This is a genomic window from Spirochaetia bacterium (assembly GCA_022482625.1).
Classification (GTDB): domain Bacteria; phylum Spirochaetota; class Spirochaetia; order Sphaerochaetales; family Sphaerochaetaceae; genus Pleomorphochaeta.
The window spans coordinates 828,842-845,391 of the sequence record JAKVOU010000001.1 but is presented as its reverse complement, the minus strand read 5'-3'; the positions used below and the strand labels follow the sequence as shown (position 1 = coordinate 845,391).

The window sequence follows — 16,550 nt, the reverse complement described above, 5'->3', positions numbered from 1 at the left end:
GTAGAAAAAACAAGACTTTAACAAATAGGAAAGAAACGTATGAAGAAAATTAAATTTATAATGATGCTTATGCTGTTCCTTGTATTGGCGGTTGCTTGCAGCAAGACGACAACCAGTGGAACAACTGACGATAAGACTGCCGAAGAAACAGCAACGGCGACAACAACGGAGAAAACATCTGCTGATGAGAATCCGATTGTATCTGTATATCAGACGACGGTTACAAAAGATACCATCGAGTCTGCGATTACGGTTGATGGCGTGGTCGATGCCCAGACGCTTACCGGTATCAACAGTGAAGCTTCAGGCAAACTGAAGGACTTCAACCTGAAAGTGGGGGATATCGTCAAAAAAGACCAGATTGTTGCCGAAGTCGATCCTTCAAAACCTGGCATGAACTACATGCCTAGCCCGGTAAAATCACCTATTACAGGAACTGTAATCCAAGTAATGATGGAAGAAGGCGTACAGGTATCACCTGCGGTGACGCTTGCGTATATCAGGGACCTTTCAGATATCGAGATCAAGGCAAAGGTCATGGAAAAGTATATTTCCCGTCTTTCTGTCGGCGAAAAAGTCGACTTGGACTTCGAGGCTTATCCTGGCAAGACTTTCAAAGGTGTAGTTTCCAGACTGGACCCTGTAGTGGATTCCCAGACGAGAAGTCTTGGTGTTACCGTCAAGCTGACATCTCCATCGGACGGTATCCTTGCAGGAATGTATACCAAACTTCGAATAATTACTGAGGAGCGAAAAGACGTCCTTGTCATACCTACTACAGCTTTATTTTCCGAGGATGGCACAGATTTCGTCTATCGCATAGGAGCTGATGACATCATTTCCAAGGTACCGGTTACCGTCGGCCTTTCGACATATGAAAAGGTACAGGTGTCTGGTGACATAAAGATTGGTGACGAACTAGTTAATTCCAATTCCTCATTGTTGGGAGACGGAATCAAAGTCCTGGTCGTGGAGAACGGAGGAGCTGAATAATGAGCTTGAGTGACAGTTCGATCAAAAGGCCTAAGACCGTTTTGATCTTTACCTTGGTATTGATTGCCCTGGGACTATATACGACACGGACTTTACCGATCGATACCCTCCCGGATATGTCATTGCCATATGTCATTGTCATAACCAGTGACACCAATGCAAGTCCTGAGGAGATTGAATCCAGGGTGACCAAAGTACTCGAAGGAACCTTTTCGGGCATTTCAGGCCTGAAGAAGGTGTATTCTGATTCTTCTGCCGGTACTTCAATGATTATGCTGGAATTTACACAGTCCACGGACCTTGACCAAGCGACGAACATGGTTCGGGACAGACTTGATCTGGTTCGGAATTACCTGCCGGATGAGGCGAGTTCCCCGATGATCATCCAGATGGATCCGTCATTGATGCCGATCATGGGTATTACCCTTGTCGGTGAACGGTCACAGGATGAACTGTTGGATATTGCGCAGAACATCGTCCAACCTGGTCTGGAACAGCTGGATGGCGTGGCTCAGGCAAACATCAGTGGGGGTAGGGAAAAAGCCATTCTTATTGATGTACCTTTGTCGGTACTTGAGCAGTATAACCTTTCCTTGACCCAGATCTCACAGGCTTTGGCGGCACAGAACCTCAAGTCCGATGCCGGTCAGGTTACTGACCATGGACTTGAGTATACACTTTCATCCTTGGGTAGCTTCACTGACTTGCAGCAGCTTCGTGATACCGTCGTAACAGCAAAGACCAACAGCAATGGGGAGTCGGTACAGGTCAAGCTCGGAGATATTGCAGACATAAAGGAAGGTTACAAGGATGCTACTTCCTATTCATATATCAACGGACAAAGTGGCATCTTGTTTACGCTGCAGAAACAGAGCGGTACCAATTCCCTTAATATTGCAAAGGCCGTAAGGAACCAGCTCAAGACACTGGACAAGGCAATCCCGTCTGACTGTTCGCTTGAAGTTGCCTATGATACGACGGATATGGTCAGCACTTCGATCAACAATGTTGCACAGTCTGCCCTGACAGGTGCCCTATTGGCTGTCCTTGTCATATTCATCTTCCTCCGGAGTCTTTCGTCAACATTGACGATTTCCCTGACGATACCTATCTCATTGCTGATAACGCTTGGCATCATGTCGTTTACCGGGCATACGGTCAACATGCTTTCGTTGGCTGGACTTGCCTTGGGCGTCGGTATGTTGGTGGATAACTCGATAGTCATATTGGAAAATATCTTTTCATACAGGGAGCGTGGGGCGAAGCCTCACATAGCTGCAAAGCTGGGTGCAAATGAAATGAGCAGGGCAATAACCAGCTCGACATTGACGTCAATCTGTGTATTCCTGCCGTTGCTCCTTTTCCGAAACAGCATGAACGGCTTGATTACTATTTTTGAAGACTTGGCTTTTACTGTCATTGTCTCACTTACAGCTTCTCTGTTGGTTGCCTTGATTCTTGTTCCTACACTTTCAGCGTCATTCTTTAAAGGGCATAAGAAAATGCATGCTCAGAAGAAGGGTGTTGACCGTTTGCTTGAGAAAATGTTCAACGGCATAGAACGGGGGTATGGAAATTTTGTACGTTGGGCACTCCATCATAAGTTCCTGCTGATTGCGGTGATAGTCGCATTGTTTGTATTGTCTGTCATGCATATTCCTCAGATGGGATTTGAACTGTTCTCCGACAGCGAACAGGACCAGACGACATTTACGTTGGATTTTCCCCATGGGACTGATTTGGAGAGTTCAAATGCAATCACCAAGCAGTTTGAGAAAGAACTGATGGATCAGATACAAGGATACAAGACCATATCGACATCAGTGGGAAGCGGGGAGAACAGTTATTTCTCAGGTACTTCTGCTTCGACTGCAAAGATTGAGGTGACCATACGGGACAGCTCAGAAAGAAAACAGGGCGATATGACCTTGGATGAAGTAATTGCAAAGGCAAGAAAGATTGCTGCAGAGTATCCGCAGTTTACTTTGTCTGTTTCGACCCAGTCAGCGATGAGCATGTCCGGTTCTTCAAGCAGTGATATTGACATTACGGTCAAGTGCAATGACTTTGACCGGTTACGGAAGGTATCGGATCAGATTGCATTGTTGCTGAAGGAACAAGGAAGCAGTCTCGTCAGTGACGTTTCCAATTCCATTGTCAGCGGTAATCCTCAGCTTGATCTGGTGTTTGACCGTAGTAAACTGGCTTTGTTCAACTTGACTGCTGCAGGAGTTGCTACGGAACTGAAGGCTGATCTGTCAGGGACAGTCGTCGGTTCGTACAGTGACAAGGGTGATGATATAGATATGGTGCTCCGGCTCAAAGGAGCCAGGGACTATCATAGCATTAACCTGGATACACTGACGGTTACCAATAACTTGAATCAGAAGGTTCCATTGTCAGCATTTGCAAGTTTCAAGAAATCCCAGTCTCCGCTGACTATAGAAAGGGAGGACCAGTCCCGTGTTGCCCATGTTACTGCAACCCGGGTTTCCGGCCAGTCCATCAATACGGTAACGGAAAAGATTTCAGATTTGCTCAAAGCCAATGTCGTGACAGATGAAAATCTGACGTACAGTATCGGCGGTGAATGGGAAACGATGCAGGAAGGTATCCAGGTGTTCCTGCAGATTATCCTTATGGCAGCCATATTGGTCTTTGCAGTCATGGCGAGCCAGTTTGAATCGTTCAAGGATCCGTTTATCATTCTGTTTACACTTCCCTTGGCCCTCATAGGTGTTGTCGGCATAGAAACGCTGATGCATATGCCTATTTCGCTGATGACGCTTGTCGGTGCACTGGTACTTGTAGGAATTATCGTAAACAACGGCATTGTGCTCGTTGACTATACCAATTTGCTCCGTAAGCGGGGAGAGCCGTTGGAAGAGGCGTGCATCAATGCGGCACGGTCAAGGCTGAGACCTGTCAGCATGACCACACTGACCACCGTACTGGCCTTGGTTCCTATGGCTTTCTTCCCCCAGACAGGGGCAGAGCTTGTACAGCCGATCGGGCAAACGGTATTCGGAGGCTTGACGTTCGGAACACTCATGACACTGACGCTGATGCCTGTTGTCTATTATCTTTTCAATGTCCATGGCGAAAAGAAAAGATTGCAGAAGGAAAGGGAACGGAAAGAGAATGCCATTCAGGGAGGAACAGCTGAATGAAAAGGGTTGAAGTAATACTTTCACGGGCTCTTGACGAAGAGTTCCAGGATAGGCTGGCAGACAACCGTCTGCGGACGTATACGGCTGTCAGGCAAGTCATCGGCAGAGGGTACTCTGATCCGAAGATGGGTGATGATGTATGGCCGCAGGAGAACAAGCTTTATGTCTTTTATGCTGATGAAGCACAGGAGGCAACGCTTGCAAGGATTGTCAGACAGCTGAGAGAAGAATTTCCCGCAGAGGGAATAGCTGCATTCAGCTGCGAGGCCAAAGCCCTATAGCTGTAGGTCTGTCTGCAGAATAGAGTTTTTGTTTGGAAAAAATGTCTATGTAAGGGTTTTTTATTTTATACTATATAAGTATTTAAATTTGTTTTAAAATAAAGAATATAAAATTTTAAGATTTTACTGGACATAATTCTGAAGTCGTGATATAGTCTCTCCTTGTTCGGCACTGAGAGCTAGGGTACGAAAGCTACAGAACACGATGATGGGTTTTCATGGTTTGGTATCTTTTGTGTTGAATGTTTTTTCCACAGTTAAGAGCGAAGGGGAGACGAGAAATGGAAGGAAGCCGACCGGCCGGGCGCGAGCCTGGCCGGGGGGGCTCCCAGTCAATTCAAGGATGAGAGAACAGACAGATTGAAGAAGTCGGTCGTGAGTTCTTGGAGCGGCAGGAGAGGACGCCGGAAGAGATATCGAGCAGCGCGGGCTTCGGCCCGCGCGATATGATGACGGAGAGTTTGATCCTGGCTCAGAACGAACGCTGGCGGCGCGTTTTAAGCATGCAAGTCGAGCGGCAGGGGGGCTTCGGCCCCCCGAGAGCGGCGGACGGGTGAGTAACACGTGGACAACCTGCCCCCCGGAGCGGGATAGCCGGTGGAAACACCGGGTAATACCGCATGAGACGCGCGCGCCGGAAGGGCGCGAGCGGGAAAGGCGCCGAGGCGGCGCCGGGGGATGGGTCCGCGGCCCATTAGCTAGACGGCGGGGTAAAGGCCCACCGTGGCGACGATGGGTAGCCGGCCTGAGAGGGTGGACGGCCACATTGGGACTGAGACACGGCCCAGACTACTACGGTGGGCAGCAGCTAAGGATCTTCCGCAATGGGCGAAAGCCTGACGGAGCGACGCCGCGTGGACGATGGAGGCCGTGAGGTTGTAAAGTCCTTTTCGGGAGGGGGAACGACGCGGGCAGGGAATGGCCTGCGGATGACGTGAATCCCGGAAGAAGCCCCGGCTAACTACGTGCCAGCAGCCGCGGTAACACGTAGGGGGCGAGCGTTGTTCGGAATCATTGGGCGTAAAGGGCGTGCAGGCGGCGCTGCAAGTCCGGCGTGAAAGGCCCCGGCCCAACCGGGGGGACGCGCTGGAAACTGCGGTGCTTGAGTACAGGAAGGGGCATCGGAATTCCGGGTGTAGGGGTGAAATCTGTAGATATCCGGAAGAACACCGGTGGCGAAGGCGGATGCCTGGCCATGTACTGACGCTGAGACGCGAAGGTGCGGGGAGCGAACAGGTTTAGATACCCTGGTAGTCCGCACAGTAAACGATGTGCACCAGGCGTCGGGCCCTGAGGGTCCGGTGCCGAAGCCAACGCGATGAGTGCACCGCCTGGGGAGTATGCCCGCAAGGGTGAAACTCAAAGGAATTGACGGGGGCCCGCACAAGCGGTGGAGCATGTGGTTTAATTCGATGATACGCGAGGAACCTTACCAGGGCTTGACATGCGTCCGGCGGGCCGGGAGACCGGCCTTCCCTTCGGGGCGGGCGCACAGGTGCTGCATGGCTGTCGTCAGCTCGTGCTGTGAAGTGTTGGGTTAAGTCCCGCAACGAGCGCAACCCCTGCCGCCAGTTGCCAGCAAGTGAAGTTGGGCACTCAGGCGGGACTGCCGGTGACAAACCGGAGGAAGGTGGGGACGACGTCAAGTCATCACGGCCCTTATGTCCTGGGCCACACACGTGCTACAATGGCCGGTACAGGGCGCAGCGAGGCCGCGAGGCGGAGCGAATCGCGCAAAGCCGGCCCCAGTACGGATCGGAGCCTGCAACCCGGCTCCGTGAAGTTGGAATCGCTAGTAATCGCGCATCAGCATGGCGCGGTGAATACGTTCCCGGGCCTTGTACACACCGCCCGTCACACCATCCGAGTCGGGGGTACCCGAAGTCGCCAGCCCAACCTGCGAGGGGGGGCGGTGCCTAAGGTATGCCCGGTGAGGGGGGTGAAGTCGTAACAAGGTAGCCGTACCGGAAGGTGCGGCTGGATCACCTCCTTTCTGGAAAGAAAGGCAGGGGCATGCCCCGCTCACAGGCGGCGTGCCCCGCAGCAGGGGTGGTCCTTTCCAGGGGGCCCCCGGGGCTTCCTTCCGTTTCCCGTCTTCCCTGAGGCAGAGCCGGGGGCATGGCTCAGCTGGCTAGAGCATCGGCTTTGCAAGCCGAGGGTCGGGGGTTCGAGTCCCCCTGCCTCCAGTGGGATGAAGGTTTTTTTGACATAGAGAGCGAAGGGACAGCAAGGGCAATATGGTCAAGCAATGAACAGGGTCCACGGAGGATGCCTGGGAGCCGTCAGGCGACGAAGGACGCGGCAAGCTGCGAAAAGCCGCGGGGAGGGGCAAGCACCCTGTGATCCGCGGACGTCCGAATGGGGTAACCCGGCAGGCGGTGAGCCTGCCGCCCGCACGTGAGGAAAGACAGCGTGCGGGAGCCATACGCCGGGAAGTGAACCATCTGAGTACCGGCAGGAGAAGAAATCAAGCACGAGATTCCCCAAGTAGCGGCGAGCGAACGGGGAGGAGCCCAAACCGCGTGCCTTCGGGGACGCGGGGTTGTAGGCGCGCGCCTGGGGAGACCCGGGCAGTGAGAAACCCCCATGCCAGGCGAACGCACCTGGGAAGGGCGGCCGGAGCGGGTGAAAGCCCCGTAGCCGGCGGCATGGGGGCTGCCTTGGCGCGCAGCCTGAGTACGGCGGGGCACGAGGAACCCGGCCGGAAGCAGGGGGGACCACCCTCCAAGGCTGAATACTCGGCGGCTACCGATAGCGCACAGTACCGTGAGGGAAAGGTGAAAAGGACCCCGGGAGGGGAGTGAAAGAGAACCTGAAACCGTGGACCTGCAAGCGGTCAGAGCCCGAGAGGGTGATGGCGTGCCTTTTGTAGAATGAGCCTGCGAGTCGCCCTGTGCAGCGAGGTTAAGGGACAGGAGTCCCGGAGCCGTAGGGAAACCGAGCCTGAAGAGGGCGCGAGTTGCACGGGGCGGACCCGAAGCCAAGTGATCTAGCCATGGCCAGGCTGAAGCCGGAGTAAAGTCCGGTGGAGGGCCGAACGTAAATCCGCTGAAAAGGGTTGCGATGAGCTGTGGCTCGGAGTGAAAGGCTAAACAAACTTGGAGATAGCTGGCACTCCCCGAAATAGCTTTAGGGCTAGCGTCGCGTGGACTGCACCGGAGGTAAAGCACCGGATAGATGCGGGCCCTTCACCGGGTACCAAGTTTAACCGAACTCTGAATGCCGGTGTACAATGCGCGGCAGTCAGACGGCGACTGATAAGGGCCGTCGTCGAGAGGGGAACAGCCCGGACCGCCGGCCAAGGTCCCCAAGGCGTGCCGAGTGGGAAAGGAAGTGTGACTGCACAGACAGCCAGGAGGTTGGCTCAGAAGCAGCCATCCCTCCAAGGAGTGCGTAACAGCTCACTGGTCGAGTAGTCACGCGCCGACAATCCAACGGGGCTAAGCACGCCGCCGAAGCCGCGGCACAGCGCCATGTGCGCTGTGGGTAGGGGAGCATTCCGCGAACGGACGAAGCGGGCCCGGGAGGGCCCGTGGACGGGGCGGAAGAGAGGATGCAGGCATGAGTAACGGAAAGGGGGGTGGGATCCCCCCCCGCCGGAAGCCCGAGGTTTCCGGGGTAAAGGCAATCTGCCCGAGGGTCAGTCGGCCCCTAAGGCGAGGGCGAAGGCCGTAGCCGATGGGAAGCGGGTCAACATTCCCGCACCTCCCGGTGTTTCGACGGAGCGAAGCATGGGGCGGAGCACGGCAGGGCGACGGTAGTCCCTGTCCGGAAGGCGGGCCTATGACGGCCGGGAGGCAAACCCCCCGGCCCAGGTGAGCCGGCGGCGAGCCGCCGCAATGGCGGCGAAGCGTGCCGAGCCGCGGTGCCGAGAAACAACTTCTAAGGCAAGGCACCGGGAGACCGTACCGCAGACCGACACAGGTGGGCGAGCTGAGAATGCGAAGGCGCACGGACGAACTCACGCCAAGGAACTCGGCAAAATGCATACGTAACCTAGGGAGAAGTATGGCTCCCCGCAGGGGGAGCCGCAGAGAAATGGCCCATGCGACTGTTTACCAAAAACACAGGTCCATGCGAACCGGCGACGGGAAGTATATGGACTGACACCTGCCCGGTACTGGAAGGTCAAGGGGAGCCGTCAGCCGCAAGGCGAAGCGGCGAACCCAAGCCCCAGCAAACGGCGGCCGTAACTATAACGGTCCTAAGGTAGCGAAATTCCTTGTCGGGTAAGTTCCGACCCGCACGAATGGTGTAACGACATGGGCGCTGTCTCGGCGTGAGGTCCGGTGAAATTGAAGTCCAGGTGAAGATGCCTGGTACTCGTGGTTAGACGGAAAGACCCCGTGAACCTTTACTCCAACCCGGCATTGGGGGCTGGGCAGGGATGTGTAGGATAGGTGGGAGGCAAGGATGCCCGGGCGTCAGCCTGGGCGGAGCCGCCGGTGAAATACCACCCTTCCCTTTCCAGCCTCCTCACCCGCGCCGTGAACCGGCGCGGGGACCGTGCCAGGCGGGGAGTTTGACTGGGGCGGTCGCCTCCGAAAGCGTAACGGAGGCGCGCGAAGGTCGCCTTGGGATGGTCGGGAATCATCCTGCAAGTGCAAGGGCACAAGGCGGCTTGACTGCGAGGCGTACAGGCCGAGCAGGTACGAAAGTAGGTCCTAGTGATCTGGCGGCAGCGAGTGGAAGCGCCGTCACTTAACGGATAAAAGGTACTCCGGGGATAACAGGCTGATCTTGCCCAAGAGTTCATATCGACGGCAAGGTTTGGCACCTCGATGTCGGCTCATCGCATCCTGGGGCTGGAGCAGGTCCCAAGGGTTTGGCTGTTCGCCAATCAAAGCGGTACGCGAGCTGGGTTCAGAACGTCGTGAGACAGTTCGGTCCCTATCTGCCACGAGCGTAGGAAGTCTGGGGGGAGCTGCCTTCAGTACGAGAGGACCGAGGTGGACGGACCTCTGGTGTACCGGTTGTCGCGCCAGCGGCAGGTGCCGGGTAGCCACGTCCGGAAGGGATAACCGCTGAAAGCATCTAAGCGGGAAGCCCGCCCCGAGATGAGACTTCCCATCCCCCCCTGTGGGGGACTGAAGGAACCAGGGAGAATACCTGGTCGATAGGCCGGGGGTGGAAGCGCGGCGACGCGTGCAGCCCACCGGTACTAATCAGCCGTGAGGCTTGACCATATTGTCGTTGCGGTCCCCCGCAGGGCCAAGGCCGGGTGTACCAGGGACTCTCCTGGTGCCCCTGGGCGTTGGCCGGGTCCGGTGGCGATGGCGGGGCGGGCACACCCGTTCCCATCCCGAACACGGAAGTTAAGCGCCCCTGCGCCGATGGTACTGCCTTCTGGCGGGAGAGTAGGCAGCCGCCGGACCCCTTTCTTTTTCCCTTCCATGGCCCTTCGGGTCTTTTTTTTTTGTAATCCAGATTCCTTTTTTTTCTTTGGTTTTGTGATATGCTTAAGAACGGAGGATTTTCTTCTATCATGCTGACAGACCGTTACATGTAGGAAAAGGAGGTTTCAGGCTCATATACCTGGTTTTTATTATGGAAGAACAACAAATAAAGGCTCAAAGATATCAGTTGTACGATAGATGTGGTTACAGGATACTGGTAGCCTCCTATGCAGTAAAACTGACAGCTGAAGAAGTCCAGGAACGTCTTGCTCGTTTGCTGGCCTCCCAAATTTCAACTAAGAGCATTTTTGCTGTCATTGAGAACAGGACCTGTATAAGAAAAGAAACCGAAAAATCTTTATATGAATTTATAGAAACGACATCATCTGTACATGCATGGATAAAGAAAGAGATTGAAACGCATCCGTTTGACCCTTTCGTTGGTCCACTCTTCAGATGTTGCTATAATCCCAACGGACGACTGGTTCTGATGGCTCATCCTCTAGTCGCAGATGCACCTGCCTTGGTTGCCCTTGCAAAAGCAATGGTCATGGATGATGTGCTTACAGATTCAGATACTTTCCATCCTTGGCCGGTCATGAATAAATTGCCGTTGCTGCAGTCTTTGAAATTACATAAGATTCCTGCAATTACCTGTGATTTTCCTCAGGGGCCAGAACATCTGCAAGAGATAAAGGTAAGAAGTTTCTCAGTTGATGCAACGACGATTTTCAGTCTCTGTTCCAAAGAAAGGATTTCTGTACTTTCATTTTTTATCTGCATTGCATTGTCATTGAACCAAGGGCTGAGAATGAAGTTCAGTATTCCCCTCTCCCTGAGAGAATCAGATGATACATCTCTTGCTGATCTTTCTCCGACATTTCGATTTGTCCGAGGTTTTGATCACAAGATTACTTTTTATGATAATTGCCGGGGAATTGACAGAATATTGGCAAGGGCATTTCCTAGCAAGCAATATCTGCTCAGGTCTACTGAGCTTTCTTTGCCGTCCCTTTCTGTCTGTGCTGACCCTACTTGCAGCAAAGAAACAAAGACTTTGTTTCTTGATGATTTTCTGATAGACCGGGTATCGGATTTTGAAATTGAAAAACCTTTTAACTCCCTTGAATACTACACTTCCAGTTCTTATGTAAGGAATTCTTTCGGTATAACAGGGAATGGCGATAGCCTTACCATTTCTACCATTGTACATGACAAGGTCGGTGACAGCCTTGTAAGTTCTTATCAGAAGACTCTTGGTGTGGTTTCCAAGGGGATGCAACCTGCTATGTCCAAAGGGAAGCGATAGCATATGCTTCAGAGAAAAAAGAATACTTTGGAGGTTGCCTGTGCCCTTCTGGTCCATGATGGCAAGGTGCTGTTGGCCCAGAGAGATTCAGGACGATATAATGCGGGACTTTGGGAATTCCCAGGTGGCAAGCTTGAGAGCGGTGAGAATGCCGTCGACGCTCTCAAAAGGGAACTTGAAGAGGAACTTGCCCTTTCTGCTGTCGTACCGGATTATTTCTGCAGGATATTCCATGAGTATCCGACCTTCTTCCTCAATATGGATGCGTTTGTCGTCAAGGTACACCCTGAACAGATTATCCTGAAGGAACATGTAGCTTCACGTTGGGTGAGATTTGCTGATGTCTGGAAAGTCCCGCTCGCTCCTGCAGATGTCACGGTTGCGCAGGCCTTGCTGGAAAGTATTTTGCCAGACTGACAGCAATTCCTACATATCTATGATATAAAAAATGAAGAAACCTTTGTAGAGGTCTCGTACTTCATACGGTTCCTCTGATAAGATACAGGACAAGGTAACAGAAGATGAAAAGAAAGAATGAATCGATAAGAAATATTGCAATCATTGCACATGTTGACCATGGCAAGACCACGTTGGTCGATGCTATGTTCCGTCAATCAGGACTTGCCGGAGCCGAAGGCAAGGACCGGATCATGGACAGTGGAGCAATAGAGAGAGAAAGGGGCATTACGATCAATGCCAAGAACTGTGCCATCCATTGGAAAGGTGTCAAGATCAACATTATTGATACCCCTGGACACGCGGACTTCGGTGGAGAAGTCGAGCGTGGCCTTTCTATGGTAGATGGAGTCGTGCTTCTCTGTGATGCAGCCGAGGGACCGTTGCCCCAGACACGGTTCGTACTTGAGAAAGCATTGGCTCTCCACCTGCCACCCATCATTGTCATCAACAAGATAGACAGGGCAGATGCCCGGCCTGCAGAAGTACTTGATGAGGTCTACGACTTGCTTTTTGAGCTTAGTGACAATGAGCAGTTGCTGGAGGCTCCTGTTTTCTATGCAGTCGGCAGAGACGGGACTTGCGGGACTGATCCCGATCATCTTGAGCCGAATCTTTACAAGTTGCTTGACGCAATCGTTGATTCAATTCCTGCCCCTGTATATGATGATGAAGAGCCTTTCCAGATGCTGGTCAGTGATCTCAGCTACAGCGAATTCCTTGGCCGGCTTGCCATAGGAAAAATCATCAATGGGAATGCTACGGTCAATGAGCAGCTTGTCTGCATGGAAGCTGATGGAAGTGTCTCAAACCTGCGGGTTACGAAACTCTATGCCTATGATGGGCCTACGTACCATGATGTCACTGAAGTTGACAGCGGTGATATCGTTGTTTTGGCGGGCATTGACAATGTTACGATCGGAGATACTATCTGTACCAAGGATTATCCCAAGGCACTTCCTAGGATAACCATAGATGAGCCGACGGTTTCAATGCTGTTCAGCAAGAATATTTCTCCGCTTTCAGGAAAAGAGGGAAAGATACTTACCAGTGCCAAGATCGGTGAAAGACTCCGATTGGAAGCCTTGCGCAATGTCTCGATCAAAGTAGAGAAGAACGAGGATGACTCCTATACCGTAAAGGGACGTGGGGAATTCCAGATGGCCATCATCATTGAAGAAATGCGGCGTGAGGGGTTTGAACTTTGCGTCGGCCGTCCGCGGATTATCTTTCACAAGGATGAAAACGGCAAACGTACTGAGCCTGTTGAAGAACTGTTTATTGACTGCCCTGAGGAGTATTCAGGGACTGTAATGGAAAAACTTGCCACGAGAAAAGCCCAGATGAGTGATATCACTTACAAAGGTGACCGGGTGAAGATCAAATTCTCCATTCCCTCGCGTGGTTTGATAGGCTATAGGGATGAATTTCTTACTGATACCCATGGGTTCGGTATCATGAATTCTTATCTGAAGGGGTATGAACCATACAAAGGTGATTTCCCTGACAGACTTTCAGGTTCTCTTATCAGTGACAGGGCAGGTGTAGCTGTTGCTTACGCTCTGTGGCAGCTGGAAGACCGTGGAAAGTTATTCGTTGTTCCTGGTGATCCTGTGTATGAAGGAGAGATCGTCGGAGAAAGGAACCGTGATCTTGACCTTATGCTGAATCCTACAAGGACCAAGAAACTGACAAACCTGAGAGCTTCCGGAAAGGATGAAGCCGTTACGCTGACACCCATTACCAAGATGAGCCTTGAACAGGCCATCCAGTTCATCAAGGAAGATGAATTGGTCGAAGTTACTCCATTGTCGGTCAGGATGTGCAAGAAGGTATTGAATACCCAGCAGCGAAAGATCCTGGAATCAAGAGGTGAGATTCCACATTATCTGCATTGATTACCAAAATGATCGTTATGATGACAGAGCCCGATAATCTTATCGAGCTCTGTTTTACAGTGGAAATCAATGACTTGATATTATTCTGTTTGCTGTTTTTAATGATGTATATAATGATTTTTAGTCATTTTATTTTTACACCAGTGAAAAGCTTGGTTCTGAAAAAAATAAATCGGGTAATATGCTTTCACCCGATTTAGTTCAGTTGTAATAGAGCTTAAAAAGTACAAGTCACATATCAATCTTCAGATAAATAGGTGCATGGTCACTTCCCATTACGGTGTCATCGATTTCACTTTCCTTGATTTTGTCTTTGATCCTGTCAGACGTCAGCCAATAGTCGATTCTCCATCCTGCATTCTTTTCTCTTGCTTTGAACCGATAGCTCCACCAGCTATATCTGTGCTCGACTGTAGGGTACAGATACCTGAATGAATCACAGAAGCCTTCTTCTAGCAAAGTCGTGAAGCTGTCTCTTTCTTCCTTTGAGTAACCTGCATGACCTTCATTTGGTTTCGGATTCTTCAAGTCGATGGATGTATGGGCAACATTGAAGTCTCCGCAGGCAAGGATTGGCTTTGAATCATCAAGTTCCTTTAGTCTGTTCCTGAAGGCAGCATCCCACATAAGCCGTTGGTCAAGTCGTTTGAGCTCATCCTGGCTGTTTGGGGTATAGACGCAGATGACAAAGAAATGATCATATTCTGCAAGAATGGTACGGCCTTCATCGTCAAGGGGACTGCCTATGCCGTATGTCACTGAAAGGGGAGCTTCCTTTGAAAAGAGAGCAGTACCGCTGTAACCTTTCCTTGCTGTTGAATAGCTGTAGTAGCTATGGTAGCCTTCAGGATTGAAATCAAACTGACCTTCTGAAAGCTTTGTCTCCTGCAGACAGAATATATCAGCATTTTTTTGCTCAAAATATGTCCTGAACCCTTTCTTGTCTGCTGCTCTCAGCCCGTTGACATTCCATGATACCAAAGTCAATTCCGACATGTGCGCTCCTTGTCCATACTGCTGGGGCCGAAGGCAACTCCTGCCCCAGTTTCCATTACATGAAAGGAATTCCTTTCCCTTTTGCCTCTATCTTTACTGCCTCAGGCCATTCGGATGACTGTACTTCTCCTATGTGTGCCTTCTGGAGCAAAATCATGCAAAGCCTGCTTTGTCCGATGCCTCCACCTATGGTCAATGGGAATTCCCCGTTCAAAAGCCGTTTGTGCCAGTAGAAATCCTTTCTTTCTTCACACCCTCTAATTTTCAGCTGTCGCATCAATGCCGTTGCATCGACTCTGATACCCATTGAAGAAAGTTCCATGGAATCGTTTCTGACATAGTCCCAGACAATGATGTCCCCGTTCAGTCCCTGATGACCGTGACCTGTAGGAGTCGTCCAGTCATCATAGTCAGGAGCTCTTCCGCCATGGACCTGTCCGTCAGCAAGCTCAGCCCCGATGCCGATGATGAAAATTGCACCATATTCCTTGGCCAATGCCTTTTCGCGTTGGGATGGGTCCAATTTCGGATATCTGTGCAAGGCATCTTCACTATGAATGAACGTGATTTCCTCAGGAAGCTTCGGCAGCTGTGTCGGAAAAGATTCATTGACCAAGAATTGGGTCCTTCTCAGAGCTTCGTAAATCTTCCTTACCGTTTTCTTCAGGAAATCAAGATTGCGTTGTTCTTCGGTAATCACAAGCTCCCAATCCCACTGGTCTACATAAATTGAATGGATTGCGTCGATGTCATCATCTGGCCTCACGGCATTCATATCTGTATAGAGTCCTGTTCCCGGTGTGTAGCCATGGTCTGCAAGGGCCATCCTTTTCCATTTTGCCAAGGATTGGATGATTTCCATTTTCTTGTTGTCCATTTTCCCGATATCAAAACTTACCGGACGTTCCACACCGTTCAGATCATCATTGATACCTGAATGCTTAGGTACAAACAAAGGACTGGTTACTCTGCTGAGCATCAGTTCTCCTGCAAGTTCCCGTTCGAAGGTATCCTTGACAAATTTTATTCCCTTTTCAGTCTGTTTTTTGTCAAACAGTGAAACATATCCTTCTGGAAAATACGTACTCATTCGAGTTCTGCTCCTTAATGTAGCTTTCTTGAGGTAGGATACAACGGAAAACGTGAATTAACAACTGAAAAAGAAACAGATACATAAGAATTTCTATTGATTTTTATCATATCCATCATCGTTCTTCTCTAGAGTCGGGCAGACCGGTAATTTGCATTTCTCTAGGTGTCGTCGACAAATGTCCTTTGGTAAGGAACTGTTGCAAGGGAGTAGCTTTATCAAAGGTTTGGCCTTGCCAAGACGTTTCAGTATGGCTGTGCAACTGTAAGCTGCCATGTTGAGGGTGGTGAGGAATAGGACGGGATGATATCTTCAGCAAAAAAAGTATAGTCAGTTTGTCCAAGGTAAACAGTGTAGTCCATCATCTTACTATTGTGCATGGACTTGTCCTCAATGAGTCCGGGAAGGTGTGGAAGAAAAGACTGATCGGCATTTCGTTTGGGAGCTAGCTCTATTATCCTGCATCTGGCAGTGCTCAGACCGTAGGACCTGCAAGCTGTAGTGTAGCTTTGACTTGTTTCTGTTTCAGGGATATTACCCACAGGAATCTGTCCGTCATGGTTTTTACTAGCCCATGGACCGAAAGGTATGGATGTCATCCGCCAGCCGGTTGCTTCCCTTTGGTGAATTGTTAAAGTGAGAACAAATGACAGAAGTACGTGTATTGTGAACCTGGTTCATTTTGACAGAAAGTAAGAGGGAAGGGGTGGTCGGCAAAACTTCCATTGCTGATGAGAATGCTTCGTTAACTCGGGCATGTAAACGGTGACCTTGCTCTTTTTGTAGCGGAAACTGACTGCACATGCAAGGATATGTTGGCAGATGTCCATGTGTATAGTATGGAAAAAGCAGCAGACACCTGCAGAAGCATTTTCGTGCTTGCCGCCAGGCATTTGCAAAGGAAATCTATCTGAATGGGGACCATGTAAGCGTTTCTGGATAAGTTTGAATGAGCCTATGG

General features: G+C 51.0%; 9 protein-coding genes, 1 tRNA gene and 3 rRNA genes. 10 read left to right on the top strand and 3 right to left on the bottom strand.

Features of this window, described 5'->3' with window-relative positions; translation table 11 throughout:
- Positions 1-39: 39 nt before the first annotated feature.
- The 10 genes from LKE40_03760 (at position 40) to typA (ending at position 13,503) form a co-directional block, all read left to right on the top strand.
- Positions 40-993 (top strand): efflux RND transporter periplasmic adaptor subunit, encoded by a 954-nt coding sequence (locus LKE40_03760; protein MCH3916582.1) that lies wholly within the window; start codon positions 40-42, stop codon positions 991-993.
- Entirely contained in the window at positions 993-4,163 is a 3,171-nt protein-coding gene (locus LKE40_03755; GenBank protein MCH3916581.1) for an efflux RND transporter permease subunit, read from the top strand. The genes LKE40_03760 and LKE40_03755 overlap by 1 nt, the downstream gene beginning before the upstream one ends.
- The gene (locus LKE40_03750; GenBank protein MCH3916580.1) at positions 4,160-4,444 is read left to right on the top strand and encodes a hypothetical protein; all 285 of its coding nucleotides are present in this window, start codon (positions 4,160-4,162) and stop codon (positions 4,442-4,444) included. The genes LKE40_03755 and LKE40_03750 overlap by 4 nt, the downstream gene beginning before the upstream one ends.
- A 449-nt stretch (positions 4,445-4,893) precedes the next feature.
- A 16S ribosomal RNA gene (locus LKE40_03745) occupies positions 4,894-6,437 on the top strand.
- 119 nt (positions 6,438-6,556) lie between these two features.
- A tRNA-Ala gene (locus LKE40_03740) sits at positions 6,557-6,630 on the top strand.
- 53 nt (positions 6,631-6,683) lie between these two features.
- Positions 6,684-9,630, top strand: a 23S ribosomal RNA gene (locus LKE40_03735).
- Positions 9,631-9,707: 77 nt separating this feature from the next.
- A 5S ribosomal RNA gene (gene rrf, locus LKE40_03730) occupies positions 9,708-9,818 on the top strand.
- Together the 16S, 23S and 5S rRNA genes with 1 tRNA gene alongside form the textbook arrangement of a ribosomal RNA operon.
- Before the next feature lie 209 nt (positions 9,819-10,027).
- Positions 10,028-11,149: a hypothetical protein gene (locus LKE40_03725; GenBank protein ID MCH3916579.1), complete on the top strand. Its 1,122-nt coding sequence runs from the start codon at positions 10,028-10,030 to the stop codon at positions 11,147-11,149.
- A gap of 3 nt (positions 11,150-11,152) precedes the next feature.
- Positions 11,153-11,566, top strand: coding sequence for a (deoxy)nucleoside triphosphate pyrophosphohydrolase (locus tag LKE40_03720; GenBank protein ID MCH3916578.1), 414 nt, complete (start codon positions 11,153-11,155; stop codon positions 11,564-11,566).
- Positions 11,567-11,670: 104 nt separating this feature from the next.
- Positions 11,671-13,503, top strand: a complete 1,833-nt coding sequence (gene typA / locus LKE40_03715; protein ID MCH3916577.1) for a translational GTPase TypA — start codon at positions 11,671-11,673, stop codon at positions 13,501-13,503.
- 231 nt (positions 13,504-13,734) lie between these two features.
- Here typA and LKE40_03710 read toward each other — a convergent pair whose 3' ends face one another.
- The 3 genes from LKE40_03710 to LKE40_03700 form a co-directional block, all read right to left on the bottom strand.
- Positions 13,735-14,499 carry an exodeoxyribonuclease III gene (locus tag LKE40_03710; GenBank protein ID MCH3916576.1) on the bottom strand — a complete coding sequence of 255 codons (765 nt, stop codon included), beginning with the start codon at positions 14,497-14,499 and terminating at the stop codon, positions 13,735-13,737.
- A gap of 55 nt (positions 14,500-14,554) precedes the next feature.
- The gene (gene asnA, locus LKE40_03705; protein MCH3916575.1) at positions 14,555-15,589 is read right to left on the bottom strand and encodes an aspartate--ammonia ligase; all 1,035 of its coding nucleotides are present in this window, start codon (positions 15,587-15,589) and stop codon (positions 14,555-14,557) included.
- 245 nt (positions 15,590-15,834) lie between these two features.
- Positions 15,835-16,188, bottom strand: coding sequence for a hypothetical protein (locus tag LKE40_03700; GenBank protein ID MCH3916574.1), 354 nt, complete (start codon positions 16,186-16,188; stop codon positions 15,835-15,837).
- Positions 16,189-16,550 lie beyond the last annotated feature (362 nt).